This window comes from Bradyrhizobium genosp. P (assembly GCF_049949265.1).
Lineage (GTDB): Bacteria > Pseudomonadota > Alphaproteobacteria > Rhizobiales > Xanthobacteraceae > Bradyrhizobium.
The window spans coordinates 6,928,324-6,944,518 of sequence record NZ_CP188195.1 but is presented as its reverse complement, the minus strand read 5'-3'; the positions used below and the strand labels follow the sequence as shown (position 1 = coordinate 6,944,518).

16 protein-coding genes and 1 pseudogene are annotated in these 16,195 nt (G+C 63.7%); 8 read left to right on the top strand and 9 right to left on the bottom strand.

Annotation, left to right across the window (positions count from 1 at the left end; translation table 11 throughout):
- Positions 1–79: 79 nt before the first annotated feature.
- On the bottom strand, positions 80–976 hold the full coding sequence (locus tag ACP2YO_RS33205; RefSeq protein ID WP_426435349.1) for a CHAD domain-containing protein: 897 nt from the start codon (positions 974–976) through the stop codon (positions 80–82).
- 302 nt (positions 977–1,278) lie between these two features.
- On the bottom strand, positions 1,279–2,037 hold the full coding sequence (locus ACP2YO_RS33200) for a FadR/GntR family transcriptional regulator (protein WP_426435348.1): 759 nt from the start codon (positions 2,035–2,037) through the stop codon (positions 1,279–1,281).
- Positions 2,038–2,193: 156 nt separating this feature from the next.
- Here ACP2YO_RS33200 and ACP2YO_RS33195 point away from each other — a divergent pair, with 156 nt between their 5' ends.
- From ACP2YO_RS33195 to ACP2YO_RS33170, 6 genes and pseudogenes are all read left to right on the top strand, one after another.
- Positions 2,194–3,552: an ABC transporter substrate-binding protein gene (locus tag ACP2YO_RS33195; RefSeq protein WP_426435347.1), complete on the top strand. Its 1,359-nt coding sequence runs from the start codon at positions 2,194–2,196 to the stop codon at positions 3,550–3,552.
- Positions 3,549–4,445, top strand: a complete 897-nt coding sequence (locus ACP2YO_RS33190; RefSeq protein WP_426435346.1) for a carbohydrate ABC transporter permease — start codon at positions 3,549–3,551, stop codon at positions 4,443–4,445. The genes ACP2YO_RS33195 and ACP2YO_RS33190 overlap by 4 nt, the downstream gene beginning before the upstream one ends.
- Complete coding sequence (locus ACP2YO_RS33185) at positions 4,442–5,269, top strand: carbohydrate ABC transporter permease (RefSeq protein ID WP_426435345.1); 828 nt, start codon at positions 4,442–4,444, stop codon at positions 5,267–5,269. The genes ACP2YO_RS33190 and ACP2YO_RS33185 overlap by 4 nt, the downstream gene beginning before the upstream one ends.
- A 124-nt stretch (positions 5,270–5,393) precedes the next feature.
- On the top strand, positions 5,394–5,828 hold the full coding sequence (locus tag ACP2YO_RS33180; RefSeq protein ID WP_426435344.1) for a MarR family winged helix-turn-helix transcriptional regulator: 435 nt from the start codon (positions 5,394–5,396) through the stop codon (positions 5,826–5,828).
- A 20-nt stretch (positions 5,829–5,848) separates the two neighbouring features.
- Positions 5,849–6,618, top strand: a pseudogene (locus ACP2YO_RS33175) (enoyl-CoA hydratase-related protein).
- Between the two features lie 113 nt (positions 6,619–6,731).
- Entirely contained in the window at positions 6,732–7,601 is an 870-nt protein-coding gene (locus ACP2YO_RS33170; RefSeq protein ID WP_426435343.1) for an aldose 1-epimerase family protein, read from the top strand.
- 25 nt (positions 7,602–7,626) lie between these two features.
- Here the strand turns inward: ACP2YO_RS33170 and ACP2YO_RS33165 are convergent, their stop codons facing one another.
- Both ACP2YO_RS33165 and ACP2YO_RS33160 read right to left on the bottom strand, forming a co-directional pair.
- Complete coding sequence (locus ACP2YO_RS33165) at positions 7,627–7,830, bottom strand: hypothetical protein (protein WP_426435342.1); 204 nt, start codon at positions 7,828–7,830, stop codon at positions 7,627–7,629.
- A 131-nt stretch (positions 7,831–7,961) separates the two neighbouring features.
- Positions 7,962–8,696 carry an SDR family NAD(P)-dependent oxidoreductase gene (locus ACP2YO_RS33160; protein WP_426435341.1) on the bottom strand — a complete coding sequence of 245 codons (735 nt, stop codon included), beginning with the start codon at positions 8,694–8,696 and terminating at the stop codon, positions 7,962–7,964.
- 208 nt (positions 8,697–8,904) lie between these two features.
- Between ACP2YO_RS33160 and ACP2YO_RS33155 the strand changes: the two genes are divergently transcribed.
- Positions 8,905–9,318: a DUF3830 family protein gene (locus tag ACP2YO_RS33155; protein ID WP_426435340.1), complete on the top strand. Its 414-nt coding sequence runs from the start codon at positions 8,905–8,907 to the stop codon at positions 9,316–9,318.
- 1 nt (position 9,319) lies between these two features.
- Positions 9,320–10,258, top strand: a complete 939-nt coding sequence (puuE, locus tag ACP2YO_RS33150; protein ID WP_426435339.1) for an allantoinase PuuE — start codon at positions 9,320–9,322, stop codon at positions 10,256–10,258.
- Positions 10,259–10,504: 246 nt separating this feature from the next.
- Here the strand turns inward: puuE and ACP2YO_RS33145 are convergent, their stop codons facing one another.
- From ACP2YO_RS33145 to ACP2YO_RS33125, 5 genes are read right to left on the bottom strand one after another with little or no spacing between them, the layout of a single operon-like run.
- Entirely contained in the window at positions 10,505–12,037 is a 1,533-nt protein-coding gene (locus tag ACP2YO_RS33145) for an ABC transporter ATP-binding protein (protein WP_426435338.1), read from the bottom strand.
- A complete protein-coding gene (locus ACP2YO_RS33140; protein WP_426435337.1) occupies positions 12,034–12,717 on the bottom strand; it encodes a cysteine hydrolase family protein in 684 nt (227 codons plus the stop codon). The genes ACP2YO_RS33145 and ACP2YO_RS33140 overlap by 4 nt, the downstream gene beginning before the upstream one ends.
- A gap of 19 nt (positions 12,718–12,736) precedes the next feature.
- Positions 12,737–13,663, bottom strand: a complete 927-nt coding sequence (locus ACP2YO_RS33135; RefSeq protein ID WP_426435336.1) for an ABC transporter permease — start codon at positions 13,661–13,663, stop codon at positions 12,737–12,739.
- Position 13,664: 1 nt separating this feature from the next.
- Positions 13,665–14,774, bottom strand: coding sequence for an ABC transporter permease (locus ACP2YO_RS33130; protein ID WP_426435335.1), 1,110 nt, complete (start codon positions 14,772–14,774; stop codon positions 13,665–13,667).
- The gene (locus ACP2YO_RS33125) at positions 14,771–15,880 is read right to left on the bottom strand and encodes a BMP family ABC transporter substrate-binding protein (RefSeq protein ID WP_426435334.1); all 1,110 of its coding nucleotides are present in this window, start codon (positions 15,878–15,880) and stop codon (positions 14,771–14,773) included. The genes ACP2YO_RS33130 and ACP2YO_RS33125 overlap by 4 nt, the downstream gene beginning before the upstream one ends.
- Positions 15,881–16,195 lie beyond the last annotated feature (315 nt).

Sequence of the window (16,195 nt, the reverse complement as noted above, 5' to 3'; positions counted from 1 at the left end):
GAGTAGCCGCACATGAGAATCGTACCGGGGATCGCCGATGCGGATCGCGAGGGCAGGCGCGGCAAACGAGCGGATGGATTCATCCGGCAATCTTCCGATAGACGACCGTGGCCCGGCGCAGCAGTTGGCTCCTGCGCTTCCGATCCAGCGTCTTCTCATGCCCGGCCTGGCGGTTCATGACCTTCTGCTGATCCGTCGTGCTCGCGGCGAGCGTGCGGCGGACCTCGGCGTCATTCAGTTCACCGAGGATCTGCTGCGCCTTGCGCAGATGTTTCAGAATGAGCCGCCACGACGCATAGTCCTCGGCCCCCAACCCGCCTTCCGAGAACTCGATCGCGTAGCGCAGCCGCTTGCTGGCAAGCCGCACGCGATGCCGCTTGTTCTTGCCCATGCCCGGCAAGCCGCGGCTCTTGCGCGTCAGCTTCTTGTGCCATCGCGCAAGTCGGCGTGCATGAAAGACCGATACCGGAACGGCCCGCCGCTGCGCGGCGGTGCGATCTTGCCTTGTGGTCCACGGGCCGCTGCCGATCCAGTCCCACATGCCCTCCAGCCATTGCTGGTAACGCTCGCTTTGCAGCGCGTCCTTGAGCCGCTCGAAGGCCTCGGCCCGCGCGGCCTTGAACGAACGCTCTTCAGGCTGGCCCTTGCTGTTCTCGATCGCGACGTCGAGGTCGCGGGTCGCGCCGAGATACGCGCTCAGCCATTTCAGCTCGAATCTCAACCTCGTCCATTCCGTGTCCGCCACCATTCGTCCGTAGAAAGCGATCGCGGCTTTCAACCGTGTCAGCGCAATGCGGGTGCGGTGGAGTGCCGAAGGATCGCCGGTACAGACCGCTTCGTGGTTGGTCGAGACCTCTTCGAGGCATTCCGACAGGATCAGGCGGAATGCGGTCTCGCAACGCATCGCGTGGCTGAGGTGGCGCGGCCGTTTCGGGCGGACAGCACGCTCCTTGGCCGGACTTGCCGAAAACGTCATGACTCTCTCGCGACCCCGTCGGAGCCGCAGCGCCACTGGCGGCATCCTTGGGGGCAGACCTTTCCGGTTTGATGGACCTCTATCAAGGGTTTTCTGAAGCACGGCTCGCATGAGGATGTTGCAAGGCGACAAAAATGTCGCGTTCCGCGCAACCGGGGCGGGTGATCCGGGCAGGAGATCGTCGCTGCGGGAGCCCATGCCCTATCGTCAGCGGAATGTCTTCCGCTTCAACCCAGGCAATTTCACGAGAATTTGCTTGATATTTCCGCGGGCCGCGCCGTGCCTGGCGTCATCGCTCGCCGTTACTTCGGCGGTCGATCAATGATCGTCTCCGCCGTCGCCACGCCGCCCTTGCGGCGCGGCAGCGCAGCGGCGATGTTGCGCTCGGTCAAATCGATCAGCCGGTGCATGGCGGCGCGCGCACCGGCCGGGTTGCGCGCCCAGATCTCATCGAGCACGGCACGGTGGTAGGGCAGGCCGCGTCGCGGGGCGTCCGGATTGCGCATCGATAATTCAAGCGAAACCCGGATGCCCGCTTCCATTGTGGCGGCGAAAGCCATCAGGAAGTCGTTGCCGGTCGCCATCAGAATGGCTCGATGGAAGCGAAGGTCGGGCTCCGCATAGGCCGCCCGGTCCATGCCGGCGGCATCCATGTCGCGATAGGCCCGCTCGATGCGGGCGAGATCGGAATCGGTGGCGCGCGCCGCTGATATTGCGGATGCTTCGGGTTCGACGATACTGCGCACCTGCATCAACTGCCGGGCAAACTCCTCGCGCGGCCGGTCCGCCCAGGTCCATTCCAGCAGTTCGGCGTCCATCATGTTCCAGTTGATGCGCTCGCGCACATGCGTGCCGGCCTTCTGGCGTGCCGCGATCAATCCCTTGGCTTTCAGGATCGATAGCGATTCCCGGATCGAGGTGCGGCTGACGTCGAATTGCGCGGCGAGTTCGATCTCCCGCGGCAGCGTCGAGCCCTCTTGCCAGGTACCGGTCACGATGAGCCGCGCGATCTCGCGGGCGATATGGGTGTTTGATTGACGGGCTGTGGCCGCTTTGGGCAAATCGGATCCTCAGGCTTCGGAATAATATTGTCTGCTTTATTGCGCTGCGATGTCAATTATCCTTCGTATTTCGCCGTCCTGACGACACTCTCGTCATTTTGACAGGCCATTTTATGTCGGTCATATTATCGAAAAACCAGCGGGAGGGTGCCCAGCATGACCGGTCAAAAATCGCATTACGGGTCGAGTGTCAGCCGCCGGACGCTGCTGCAGGCCGGCGCTGCGGCGCTCGGCGCAGCCGCATTCCCGGCACCCTCGATCGCACAGGCGAAGCCGTTTGCCGGAGTCACGCTGCATGGCGCCTCGTTCCAGCACCATTTCTTCACCCTGCTGCAAAACTACATTCCGGAATTCGAGCAACAGACCGGCATGAAGGTCGACCTCGAGCTCTCGGCTTTCCCGGTCTACAACCAGCAAGCCAATCTCGAATTGTCGTCGGGCGGCTCGGCCTACGATTTCGTCAACGTCACTTTCATCCTTGCCGCGCGCTGGGTCGCCGCAGGGCTGCTTTCCAATCTCGACGAGTTCACTGATGATCCGAACCTGACGCCCGCGGAATGGAATCCGAAGGATTTCGTCGATGGTGCGCAGGTCCCGTATCGCGATGCCAAGGGCGGAACCTACGGCTATTCCTGGGAAGGCGGCGCCATGCTGATGGGCCTGTCGCGCATGGACCTGATGGAAAAGAAGGGGCTGAAGATTCCGGCAACTTTCGCCGAGTTGCAGCAGGTTGTCAGCGAGATCAACGGCACCGATGGCGTCAACGGCATCGTTTCGTTCCAGCTCCACCACTGGTGCCTGCCGCCCTACATCCAGGGCTTCGGCGGCAACATCTTCAAGAATCCGCCCTCGGACATCATGCCGACGCTGAACACGCCGGAGACGATCCAGGGTATCGAATACTACGCCGGCCTGTTGAAGAGCGCGCCGCGCGGCGTGCTGACCTATACGGAGGATCAGGCACGGCAGTCGCTGCTCACCGGCCGCTCCAACGTCTTTATCCATTCCAGTTCCTGGGTGACGCCGATCCTGCTGTCGGAGGAGAGCAAGGTGAAGGACACCTCGCGCATCGTGCGGATGCCCGCCGGTCCCGTGCACGACCATCCGGCCTCGAACAGCCAGGGGCTCGGCATCCCCAAGAACGCCAAGAACAAGAAGGCGGCGTGGGAGTTCATCAAATGGGCGCTCGGCCCGGATATCTCGATGCGCATGGTCAAGGAGCATGGCCACTCGTCGATCTGCCGCCGGTCGATCATCACCAGCGACACCTATCGCAAGCTCAACACGGTCAATGGCCAGGATCTCGGCGCGCTATATCTCGATGTGCTGGAACTGCCGGCCAAGGGTGACAATTACATGGCCTATCGCACGGTGAAGGAGTTCCCGATCGTCGGCGACGTTCTCAACAAGGCATTCGAGCAGGTCGCGACCGGACAGCTTCCCGTGCGTGACGCCATGAATGCGGCGCAGGACCAGGCGGTTGCCAACATGCGCCGCGCCGGAAGTACGCTTTGAGCGACACTGGAATCGATGCCGAGCGCCGCAGCTTTCGGCGCTGGGCCCTGACGCCAAGCTTGATCGTGCTGTTCGCGGTGGCGGTGCTGCCGGCACTCTATTTGGTGGTGACGAGTTTGACGCCCTTCCAGCTCGTCAACCCCGGCTCGGCCAGCGACTTCAGCGCGCCGTTCCGCAACTACGGCCTGCTGCCCGGCGATCCCCGGTTCGTCAATTCGCTGTGGGTCCAGGCCAAGCTGTCGTTCTGGAGCGTGCTGTTCCAGGTTCTGCTCGGCATGGGGCTGGCGCTTCTTTTGCACACGCAGTCGCGCATCGTTGAGTTTGCACGCACGTTCTTTCTGATTCCGATGGTGCTGCCGCCGATCGTGGTCGCGGTGATCTGGAAGCTGATCTACACGCCCGACATCAGCCCGCTCTATTACGCGGCAAGCCTGTTGAACGTTACGCTGCCGGCGCTGACCTCCAGCGTCCAGTTCGCGCTGGTATCGATCATCATCGCCGATACCTGGGAATGGATGCCCTTCACCTTCCTGATGGTGCTGGCGGCGTTGCAGACGATCCCTGAAGAATATTCCGAAGCCGCGCTGGTCGATGGCGCCAACCGGCTGCAGATCTTCTGGTACGTCACGCTGCCCTTCATTGTGCCGATCCTGGTGATCTCGGGCATGTTCCGCCTGATCGACAGCGTGAAGGCGTTTCCGCTGATTTTCCTCCTCACCGGCGGCGGACCCGGCACCGTCACCGAAGTGACCAACTACTACGCCTACCTGCTGGCGTTCGACACCAACGAGATCGGCTATTCCAGCGCCGTCACGGTCGTCATGCTCCTGCTCGTTGCTTGCATCAGCCTCGGCCTCGTCTGGATGGGCCGTCGCCGGGAGGTGATGGCATGAGCGTCGGATCCGGACGCAAGGCGAGCCCGGGCAGGCTGATCGCGATCGGCGTGACGCTCCTGGTGCTGCTGTCGCCGTTCCTCTGGCTGCTGCAGATGAGCTTCAAATCCAACGACCAGATCCTGCGATTTCCACCGCCGCTGATCTTTATGCCAACGCTTGCGAACTACACCGCGCTCTGGCACAGCGCGTTCTCGGCATCGTTCATCAACAGCCTGCTCAGCGCCTCGTTCTCGACCGCGTTGGCGCTCCTGCTCGGCGTGCCGGCGGCTTACGCGTTGTCGCGCTGGGCGGGAAAGGGCAAGCACGCGCTGTCCTTTGCGATCCTGATGACGCGCATGGCGCCGCCGATCGCATTCACCATTCCGTTCTTTCTGTTCTATCGCTGGATCGGCTTGCTCGACACCGTGACAGGTCTCGTCCTGGTCTATACCAGCTTCAACCTTCCGCTGGTGATCTGGATGATGCAGCCGTTCTTCGACACCGTGCCATCCTCACTGGAGGAGGCCGCATTGGTGGACGGCGCGCGGACGCGCACCGTCTTCACCCAGATCGTGTTGCCGATGGTTGCACCTGGCATCGCGGCGACCGCGATCCTCTGCTTCCTCTATGCGTGGAACGATTTCTTCTTCGCGCTGATCCTGACGCGGACCAGTGCACGAACCGCGCCGGTCGCCGTGGTCAACTTCATGAACTATGAGGGCTGGGAGTGGGGCAAGATCGCCGCCGGCGGCTCGCTGGTGATGGCACCGGTCCTAATCTTCTCGCTTGCCGTGCGCCGCTATCTCGTCAGCGGGCTGACGGCCGGCGCCGTGAAGGGCTGACCGAACGTGGACCGCGCTGCGGGAGCGCATGTCTCCCATTTTCACATTTCGGATCGATTTGATCGGGGCAACCTCAGAAGATTCCGCTTGATATTTCGCGTGCGAAATATATATCGAGATGAGCATGAAGGCAGAGCACCGGCTGATCTTTCTTCTGAACGTGGCCTATCGACGGCTGCAGCGCGCAATCGAGCAGGAAACAGCAGCGCACGACCTGACGTCGGCTCAGGCAGGTGTGCTGTTCTATCTCGGGCGCAATGACGGCGCGTTGATCGGCGACGTCTCGCAGGCGCTCGACATCGTGCCGTCGGCGATGACCGGGCTTGCCGACCGGATGGAACGTAACGGCCTCGTCAAGCGCAAGCGTGATGGCGCTGATGGCCGTAGTCAGCGGCTCACTCTGACCGCGGCGGGACAGGAACTCGGCAAGCGTGCCGCGATGCGGACCAGGGTGATCAACAGCAGGCTGATGGATGGCTTTTCAGAAGCGGAGATCGACGTGGTGTCGCGCTGGCTGACCAGCCTGCAAGTGAAGTTTCCGAAAGACAAAGACGGTTAGCAAGGCAACAGGAGTGAGACATGGGTGAACTGGTCGACGTAGCACTGGAAGCAGGGGTCCTCACGGTCACCATGGCGCGTCCGGACAAGAAGAATGCAATCACCAACGCCATGTACGGCGCGATGGCCGATGCGCTGCAACGTGCGGAGGCCGATGCTGCGATCCGCGCGGTGCTGTTCCAGGGCGATGGCGACAGTTTTACCGCAGGCAATGATCTCGCCGATTTCGCGGCAGTCTCGCAAGGCGCGCGGGGCGAGCGCCATGTGACGCGCTTCCTTGACCGGCTCACCACCGCGACGCGGCCGCTGGTTGCCGCCGTGCACGGCAATGCTGTCGGTATCGGCACCACCATGCTCTGCATTGCGACCTCGTCTATCTCGCGCCGAATGCCAAGCTGATCACGCCGTTCGTCAACCTTGCGCTGGTGCCGGAGGCTGCCTCGACCTATCTCCTGCCGCAGCGTGTCGGCTACGCGCGGGCTTATGCAATGTTCGCGCTTGGCGAGCCGGTTGAGGCGGAGACCGCCGTTTCCATCGGGCTTGCGAATGCGGTCGTTCCGCTCGGCGATCTTCGCGCCAAGGCGAGGGCCGCGGCCGAGGCGCTGGCGAAGCGGCCGTTCGGCTCGCTCCAGCACACCAAGGCGCTGATGCGCGACACCGCCAGGATCAGCGCGCAAATGACCCGCGAGGGCGAAATCTTCCAGGAGCGGCTGATGAGCGCGGAGGCGCGCGAGGCCTTCGCCGCCTTTGCCGAACGCCGTCAGCCCGATTTCTCCAAGATTGCCGGATAGTTTAGATACGCGCGGCTAATGAAATTGATCGCGGCATGCGTCGACAGGCTTGACGCCGCCGCCGCGATCAAACATTTGCTTGTCCGGTAGACCGCATTTCGGTGAGGCCAGGCATGAGCGACAGTCACACGCTGCGCGGCGACAAGATCGCCGCGACCATTCAGGCACAGGGCGCTGAACTGAGCTCGCTAAGGAATGGCGCGGGTACGGAACTGCTCTGGCAGGCCGGCCCACAATGGCCGCGCCACGCACCATTGTTGTTCCCGATCGTCGGCAAACTGAAGAACGACACGCTGCGCCACAACGGCAAGACCTATCCGATGACGCAGCACGGGTTCGCGCGGGACCGGCGGTTTGAATGGCTGGAGCAGGGGCCGCGGTCCTGCAAGCTCGCGCTGGTCGACGACGCCGAGACCCGCGCGCGTTATCCCTTCGCGTTCCGGCTCGAAGTCACCTACACGATTGACGGCGCCGATCTCGACGTCACCTTCGACGTCATCAATACCGGCGGCGATCTGCTGCCTGCCTCGCTCGGCGGGCATCCCGCGTTCAACTGGCCGCTGCTGCCGGAATTGCCGAAGGATGCCTACTCGCTGACCTTCGCCAACGACGAGCCTGCGCCGATCCGACGGTTGAAGGACGGGCTGATGCGTCCGCAACCGGAACCCAGTCCGGTCGAGGGCCGCACGCTCGTGCTGTCCGAGCGTCTATTCGATGACGACGCCATCATCTTCGATCGGGTCGCGAGCACATCGGTCCGGTTCGCCGCAGCGCAAGGCCCGGCAATCGAGGTCTCCTGGATTAGGTTTCGCGAACTCGGCATCTGGTCGAAGCCCGGTGGCGCACCGTTCCTTTGCATTGAACCGTGGCGCGGCTTTGCCAGCCCTGCCGAGTTCGACGGCGAGTTTGCCGACAAGCCCGGCCTGATGCACATCGCGCCGGGGGCGCGCCAGTCGCTGAGCTACCGCATCCGCGTCAGTTGATAGCGGCGCGGCCGCGGTCAAGTCGTCAATGCGCCGCCCGTGTGGCGAAGGCGCCCGTAATCCCGCTGACCGATGGCGGGTTCTCACGCGCCCAAGCCTCGTGCGCGGCCAGATCCCGGTAGTGGTCAGCCATGCGCAGCAGCCGTTCGCGGATGCCCTGGTCTTCTTCGGTCTTGGCCTGATCAGCTAATTGTGAAGCGCGTTCGAGAAGCGTTTTCGGATCGATCACGACAAGCTCCAAACCCGGTTTCGCTCGACAGTCAACGCCCCCAGGCAAGCACAGTTCCTGCCATGATTTGATGACAGCGCCAGAGTGGAACGCCCTGGGCTGATGGTTCGATCGCGCCGGATCAGGCCGCGTCAGTTGAACGCCATCCCGCCGCTCATCGCGATCGTCTGGCCGGTCATGTAGGGATTGTTGACCAGCAGCATCACGGCCTTAGCGACCTCTTCCGACGTGCCGAAACGTCCCATCGGAATGCGGTTGAGCAGTCCGGTCTGCCCCCGCATCATGTCGGTCTCGATCAGGGACGGCGCGACGGCATTGACGGTGATGCCCTCCTTGACGAGGCGCGCAGCATAGCCGCGGGTCAGCCCTTCGACGCCGGCCTTGGATGCGTTGTAGTGCGGCCCGATCGCGCCGGCGCCGCGCGCGGCCCCGGACGAGATATTGACGATGCGGCCCCATTGCTTGGTGCGCATCATCGGCAGCACGGCCTGCGTGCAATGAAATACCGATTTCAGGTTGACAGTGATGGTGCGGTCGAAATCCTCTTCGGTGAGATCGTCGAGGCCTTTAACGATCGCAATCCCCGCATTGTTGACGAGGATGTCGATCGGGCCGAGTTCGGATTTGGCGTGCTCGACCATGCCGGCGACGGCGGCGGCTTCCGACACATCTGCGGCGATTGCGACGGCCCGGCCGCCGGCCGCGGTGATGCCCTTTGCGAGCGTCTCCGCTTCAGCTGCGCGCTCCCGATAGTTGATCGCGACGGCGGCGCCTGCCTCCGCCAGCATCTTGACGATGGCGGCGCCGATGCCGCGCGACCCTCCCGTCACAAGCGCAACGTGTCCGTGCAGACTGCCGGTGGTCATCGGGATCTCCTTCCTGATTTCGCTCAGGCTCGCAAAAGCGGAAAAGGGGTGCAATGCGTATCCGGCGTCCGGCCTGCTCACATCTCCGTTGGGGCTCGCACCAGGACGAAAAACCGGCAGAAATGGCCGGAATTGGCCTTGCGTCCCGGGTGGGCCGGCGGCAATGGTGAGGACGTCACACCTCCCAAAAGCTAGCTATGAGAGATCGATGAGCAAACTGATTGTCCGCGCCGGCGAGTTCACCTTTGACGCCCGTTTCGAGGAGCAGCTCGCGCCGAAGACGGTCGCCGCCTTCCGCAAGGCATTGCCGTTCGAGAGCCAGGCGATCCATGTGCGCTGGAGCGGCGAGGGCGTCTGGATGCCGCTCGGCGATCTCGATTTCGGCGTCTCCTACGAGAACCACACCAGCTATCCGGCGCCGGGCCAGATCATCCTCTATCCCGGCGGCATCAGCGAGACCGAGATCCTGCTCGCCTATGGCGGGGTGCATTTTGCCAGCAAGATGGGCCAGCTCGCAGGCAATCATTTCATCACCCTGACCTCGGGGCTCGAGAACCTCACTGCCTTCGGCAAGGCGGTGTTGTGGAAAGGCGCGCAGAAGATCCGCTTCGAGGAAGTCTGATGTGACCGAGCCCCGCTACCCGCGCGATCTCCGCGGCTACGGCCGCAATCCGCCCGATCCGAAATGGCCTGACGGTGCACGCGTCGCCGTGCAGTTCGTAGTCAATTTCGAGGAGGGTGGCGAGAACAACATCCTGCACGGCGATCGCGCCTCGGAAGCGTTCCTGTCTGATGTGCTGGGCGCGCAGCCCTGGGTCGGCCAGCGCCACGCCAATATCGAATCGATGTTCGAATATGGCTCGCGCGCGGGCTTCTGGCGGCTGTGGCGGATGTTCACCGAGCGCAGGATCCCCGCCACCGTGTTCGGCGTCGCGATGGCGCTGAAGCGCAATCCGGACGTTGTCGCCGCGATGCAGGAAGCGGGCTGGGACATCGCGAGCCACAGCCTGCGCTGGGTCGAGCACAAGGAGATGTCGGAGGTCGAGGAGCGCGATGAGATCGCCAGGGCGATCGACGTTCACATCCAGGCGACCGGCGCGCGGCCGCTCGGCTGGTACACCGGCCGTTCCTCGATCAACACCCTGCGGCTGCTGATGGAAGCCGGCAGCCTGCGCTATCTTTGCGACTCCTATGCCGACGATCTGCCGTACTGGATCAAGGCGGCGGGAACGGAGCCGCATCTTGTCATTCCCTACACCCTCGATGCCAACGACATGCGCTTCGTCAACCCGCAAGGCTTTGGCGGCGGCGACGAGTTCTTCACCTACCTGAAGGACAGTTTTGACGTGCTTTATGCCGAGGGCGCGACGCGACCCAAGATGATGTCGATCGGCCTGCACTGCCGGGTGGTCGGCCGCCCCGGCCGCGCCGCCGCGCTGATGCGGTTCCTCGATTATATCCAGATGCACGAACGCGTCTGGGTTCCGACCCGGCTTCAAATCGCCGAGCACTGGCACGCCAATCTGAAGCATCTCGCCGCGGACGCATTCGAGATCGGATAGGCTTTTGCGCCGAGTGCGAGGACTCTTCCTTCACCTCGCCCCGCTTGCGGGGAGAGGTCGGAACGCATCGTCAGATGCGTTCCGGGTGAGGGGGAGTCTCCGCGAGTCCAGTCTCACCATCGATGCGGAGGCAGCCCCTCACCCCAACGCTCTAAGAGCGAGCTCCCCTCGTCTCGACCCCGTAAGAACGGGGCGAGGGGGCAAAGTTCCGTTGCGGCTGCGGTTTTCTTCAGATTTGAGGCGGCCTCAGTGTCCCGCCATATGCCGGCCGATCTCGGTCAGGTCGGCCTCGCTGGCGCGCGCCTCGTGGACGAGTTCGCCATGGAACATCACGACGAGGCGATCGGATAATTCCAGCAATTCGTCGAGATCCTCGCTGACCAGCAGCACCGCCGCGCCGCGATTGCGTGCTGCCATGATCTCGGCGTGAATCTGCGCCACCGCGGCGAAGTCGAGCCCGAAGCAGGGGTTGGCCGCGATCAGCACCTCGACGTTATCAGAGAGCTCGCGCGCCAGCACCGCGCGCTGCACATTGCCGCCCGACAACGCCGCGATCGGGGTATCCGGCGTGCGGGTCTTGATCTTGTAGAGGCCGATCTTGCGCTCCGCGTCTTTCCGGAACGCTGCGCGATTCAGCCACCAGCCGCCGCTCGCAAACGGCGCGCGGTCGAATTCTCTGAAAGCGATGTTGTCGGCGACGCTCATGCCGCCGACGCAGGCGTTCTTCAGCGGCTCTTCGGGCAATAGCGACATCTTGTGGCGGCGCATCTCCTCGCGGCGCGCCGAATAGGCGTCGCCCTGGACTCGGATCACGCCGCTTTCGGCCTCACGCTGGCCGGCCAGCACCTCGACGAGCTGCCGCTGGCCGTTGCCGGAAACACCGGCGATGCCGACGATCTCGCCGCTCTTCACTGTCAGCGAAACGCCATGCACGGCGACCGCGCCGGCATCGTCGAGCGCGGTAAGTTTCTCGAGCTCGAGCCGCGGCGCGCCGGCATCTCCGGTACGCGCCGGCTGCACCGTCAACTGCTCGGCGCCAATCATGGTGCGCGCCATCTCGTCGGGTGTGAGATCGGCAACCTTGCCGCTGCCGGCAAGCTTGCCGCGGCGCAGGATCGTCACCTCGTCGGCGAAGGCCATCACCTCGCGGAATTTGTGGGTGATCATCAGGATGGTCAACTCGCCGGCAACCACCATGGCGCGCAGCATGCCCAGCACTTCGTCGGCTTCGCCTGGTGTCAGCACCGACGTCGGCTCGTCCAGGATCAGGAAGCGGCGCTTCAGATAGAGCTGCTTGAGGATCTCGCATTTCTGCCGTTCGCCGGCCGAGATGTCGGAGACTTTTGCGTTGAGCGGCACCTTGAACGGCATCCGCGCCAGGAACGCCTCGAGCTCCTTCTTTTCCTTGCCCCAATCGACCACGGCCGGCACGTCGTCGCGCGCCAGCACGAGATTTTCGGCAACCGTCATTGCCGGCACCAGGGTAAAATGCTGGTAGACCATGCCGAGGCCCAGCGCGTGGGCGTCCTTCGGGTTGGCGATGGTCTGTTGGCGGTCACCGACGATGATCTCGCCCTCGGTGGCGTGGTAGTAGCCCATGATACATTTCACGAGCGTGCTCTTGCCGGCGCCGTTCTCGCCGAGCAGGGCGTGGAACGAGCCGGGCCGCACCTTCAGTTCGACATTGTCGAGCGCGAGGAAATCGCCGAACCGCATCGTCATGGCGATAGCATCGACGCCGAACGCGCCTGATGGTGCGGGCGGTTCGCCGATGATCACGACAGCACCCCGATCAGATCGGCCGAGGTCGCCACCGCCCCGAACACACCGCCCTGCATCTTGATCATCTTCAGCGCGTGGTCGTGGTTGCTCCTGTCGGTCGCGCCGCAGCAATCCTCGATCAGCACGCATTCGAAACCGCGATCGTTGGCTTCGCGCATCGTGGTGTGAACGCAGACGTCGGTGGTGATGCCGGTCAGCACGAGGTTCTCGATGCCGCGCAGCCGCAGCATCAGTTCGAGGTCGGTGGCGCAGAACGAGCCCTTGCCGGGCTTGTCGATCACAGGTTCGCCCGGCAGCGGCGCCAGCTCGGGAATGATGTCCCAGCCCGGCTCGCCGCGCACCAGGATACGGCCGCACGGACCGGGATCGCCGATGCCCGCTCCAATCTGGCGCGAGCGCCAGCGCTTGTTGGCGGGCAGGTCCGTCAGATCGGGCCGGTGGCCCTCGCGGGTGTGGATGATGTGAAAGCCTTTCGCGCGCATCACCGCGAGCAGCTTCTTGATCGGTTCGATCGGGGCGCGGGTGAGCGACAGATCGTAACCCATCTTGTCGACATAACCGCCGACGCCGCAGAAATCGGTCTGCATGTCGATGATGATGAGCGCGGTATTCTCGGGGCGAAGATCGCCATTATAGGGCCACGCATAAGGTTCGGACTTGATGGTGCGCTCGGGCATCGGAAGACCTCGCGGGAAGCTATCGGGTGATGGACAGTTCGGCCGGCGCGCCGGTCAGTGTGCGCTTCGGCGAGCAGGTGATGATCATGATCGCCAGCGTCAGGATGTAGGGCGCCGCATTGAAGAGGTGATAGCCGGAGGTGACGCCGACCGATTGCAGCGCGGGTCCGAGCGCGGCGGCGCCGCCGAAGGCGAGCGAGGCCCACAGGCACAGCATCGGATCCCAGCGCGCGAAGATCACCAGCGCGACCGCGGTGATGCCCTGGCCGGAGGAGAGGCCTTCGTTCCAGCTTCCGGGATAGAACAGCGACAGGAATGAGCCACCGATGCCGGCGAGAAATCCGCCGACCATGGTGGCGCGTAGCCGGATCAGCAGCACCGAATGACCCATGGCGCGCGCGGCGTCGGCGCTTTCGCCGGCGGTGCGGATCAACAGGCCCCAGCGCGTGGTCTTGAACGCCCAGTAGAGCAGCGGTGCGATCGCGACGCCGACCAGGAACAGCACGTTGATGCGGAGTGCTGCGCGCAGCTGCGGCAGGTCACTCCACCAGCCGAAATCGATGGCCGGCAGTCTTGCGGCGGTGGGTTCGATCAGGGGCTTGCCGAGGAAGAAGGCGAGCCCGGTGCCGAACAGCATCAGCGCGATGCCGACCGCGATGTCGTTGACCCGTGGCAGCGAGCAGATGCCGGCGTGCAGCGCGCCGAGCAGGGCGCCGGTGATGCCGGCCGCAAGCACGCCGAGCCACGGCGAGCCGGAGAGATAGGAGATGCCGTACGCGCTCATCGCCCCCATCACCAGCGTGCCTTCGAGGCCGAGATTGATGCGGCCGGATCGCTCGGTGATGCATTCGCCAAGACTAACGAACAGGAACGGCGTCGAGACGCGAATGGCGCCGCCGAACACGGCGAGTGGGACGGTCCAGAGCCCGATCGAAGCGTCCGCCATGTCAGGACTTTCCCTTCAGGAAGCCGATGCGCCCGTAGAGCGCGTCGCTTGCGAGCACGAACACGAAGATGATGCCCTGCAGCACCAGCACCGATGCGTCGGGCAGTCCAAGCCGCCGCTGCAGCAGGCCGCCGGAGGCGCTGATGCCGCCAAGCAGGATCGCCACCGGAATGATCGCGAGCGGATTCTGCCGCGCCAGGAATGCGACCAGGATGCCGGTGAAGCCGTAGCCCGCCGCAAGGTTGGCGTTGGCGCGGCCCTGCACCGCCGCGACCTCGATCATGCCGGCAAGCCCAGCGCAGCCGCCGGCAAGGAAGCAGATGGTCAGGATCAGCCGGCCGACGCTCAGGCCGACGATCTTCGCCGCACGGATGTTGCCGCCAGCGACGCGCGCCGCGAAGCCGAAGGTGGTGTGATAGATCAGGATGTAGGCCGCGACCGCGGCGACGAGACCGAACACAAGGCCCCAATGCACGTCGGTGCCGGGAATGCTGCCGATCATGTTGGCGGCGCCGATCTCGCGCGTTGACGGCTTGTTGAGGCTCGCCGGATCGCGCATCGGGCCCTCGACCAGGTGGTTGAGGATGGCAAGCGCAATATAGACCAGCAGCAGGCTCGAGATCGTTTCGTTGACGCCGCGATATTGCCGCAACGCCCCTGACAGCATGATCCAGAGGCCGCCGCCGATCACGCCTCCGATCACCATCGCGACCTGCACGATGAACGGCGAAGCGCCCTGCACGGCAAGTGCGGCCGCGGTCGCCGACAATGCGCCGATCAGGAGCGCGCCTTCAGCGCCGATGATCACCATGCCGAGCTGCGCCGGCAGTGCCGTGCATAGCGCGGTCAGGATCAACGGGGCCGCGCGCGTCAATGTGTTCTGCCAGGAGAACCAGGTGCCGAACGCGCCGTAGTACATGTAGAAATAGAGATCGAGCGGGTTCTTGCCGTAGAGTGCGACAAAGGCGCCGAACACCGCGAGCGCGCCGATCAACGCCGCGCCCGGGATCAGGATGTATTCGATGCTCGCGCCGTAGCGCTGGAGGAATCCTGGATCGGCGGCCGGCGCAACGCCGACCGCATCCCCTGATTCCACCGTATCGGTCGTCACGCAGTCGCTCCGATCACGCCTTCGACCAGATAGTCCATCTTCTCCAACTCGGGGTCCTGCTGGCCGCGGTCAGTGCCGCCAGCAATCACAGTCTTGCCCTTGTTATCTGCGATCGGCCCCTTGAAGATGGTGTACTCGCCGGCCATGAACTTGGCCTTGACGTCGTCGGCATGCTTGCGGGCTTCGGCCGAGACCATATCGCCATAGGGCGAGACCTTGACGATCTCTTCCTTGAGGCCGCCGCGGTAGAAGTTCGGGATCGATTCACCCGCGGTGATCATCTTGACGAACTTCGGATAGAGCGCCTCCCAATTCCATTCCGCGCCGGTGAGATAGGCCTTTGGCGCGAGCGGCGACTGGTTGACGTGATAGCCGCAGACCATGGCACCGCGGCGCGCCGCGTTTTCAACCATGGTCTTCGGGCCGTCGACGTGACAGGTGAGGACATCGACGCCCTGGTCGATCAGGCTGTTGGTGGCCTCGGCTTCCTTGACCGGCATCGACCAGTCGCCGGTGAAGATCACCTGCGTGGTCGCTTTCGGGTTGGCGAGGCGGGCGCCGAGCGTGAAGGCGTTGATGTTGCGCAACACCTGCGGGATCGGCTTGGCCGCAACGAAGCCGAGCTTGCCGCTCTTGGTCGAATAGCCCGCGATGATGCCGGAGATGTATTGCGCCTCGTCGATATAGCCGAAATAGCTGCCGGCGTTCTTCGGGTCCTTGTCGGTCCACAGGCCGCCGCAGTGCTCGAAGTGGATCTTGGGAAACTTGCTCGCCATCTTGACGACGTGCGGGTTGTAGTAGCCGAACGAGGTCGGAAACAGCAGCGTGGCACCGTCGAGATTGATCATGGACTCGATGGTCTTTTCGACGGCGTCGGTCTCCGGAACCTTCTCTTCCTCGACCACCTTGATGCCGGGCAGCTTCTTCACGGCGGCGGCGCCCTGCGCGTGCGCCTGGTTGTAGCCGTAGTCGTCGCGCGACCCGACATAGATGAAGCCGACCGTGGTCTCTGCCGCGGCGGCGCTCCGCGCGCCGAGCGTGCTGCCCAGCGCCAGTGCCGCGCTTCCCTGCAATAAATGCCGTCGTGAAATCCTGCTAAAATCCATTGCCTGCTCCCCTTCGGCGGTCCGCCCGCCGTTCGTTTTCGCAAGCCCCCCTAACGGCGGAGCTCAGAAGGGATGTCGCAAGCTTCGTGCCAGAGCATGTTTACTGGTCATGCCGGAACAAACGATTGAATTTACACGATAATAATTGACGACGTGGGTATGCTCAGAGTTCGAGCAAGAATGAAATGCATATATTTTGGGCGCTATACTTGTATTGTATGCAATGCCGTTAAGCAGTCATTAGCCGGCGACGCCGGTGAGGTTACCTCGGCGGGAGGCACGCAAATCCTGCAATTTGCCGGCTGGTGAATTGAA

Excerpts from the sequence above, each read along its gene's own strand:
- ACP2YO_RS33205 (WP_426435349.1), bottom strand. The coding sequence starts at position 976 with ATGACGTTTTCGGCAAGTCCGGCCAAGGAGCGTGCTGTCCGCCCGAAA.
- ACP2YO_RS33195 (WP_426435347.1), top strand. The coding sequence starts at position 2,194 with ATGACCGGTCAAAAATCGCATTACGGGTCGAGTGTCAGCCGCCGGACG.
- ACP2YO_RS33185 (WP_426435345.1), top strand. The coding sequence starts at position 4,442 with ATGAGCGTCGGATCCGGACGCAAGGCGAGCCCGGGCAGGCTGATCGCG.
- ACP2YO_RS33180 (WP_426435344.1), top strand. The coding sequence starts at position 5,394 with ATGAAGGCAGAGCACCGGCTGATCTTTCTTCTGAACGTGGCCTATCGA.
- ACP2YO_RS33170 (WP_426435343.1), top strand. The coding sequence starts at position 6,732 with ATGAGCGACAGTCACACGCTGCGCGGCGACAAGATCGCCGCGACCATT.
- ACP2YO_RS33160 (WP_426435341.1), bottom strand. The coding sequence starts at position 8,696 with ATGACCACCGGCAGTCTGCACGGACACGTTGCGCTTGTGACGGGAGGG.
- ACP2YO_RS33155 (WP_426435340.1), top strand. The coding sequence starts at position 8,905 with ATGAGCAAACTGATTGTCCGCGCCGGCGAGTTCACCTTTGACGCCCGT.
- ACP2YO_RS33140 (WP_426435337.1), bottom strand. The coding sequence starts at position 12,717 with ATGCCCGAGCGCACCATCAAGTCCGAACCTTATGCGTGGCCCTATAAT.
- ACP2YO_RS33135 (WP_426435336.1), bottom strand. The coding sequence starts at position 13,663 with ATGGCGGACGCTTCGATCGGGCTCTGGACCGTCCCACTCGCCGTGTTC.
- ACP2YO_RS33125 (WP_426435334.1), bottom strand. The coding sequence starts at position 15,880 with ATGGATTTTAGCAGGATTTCACGACGGCATTTATTGCAGGGAAGCGCG.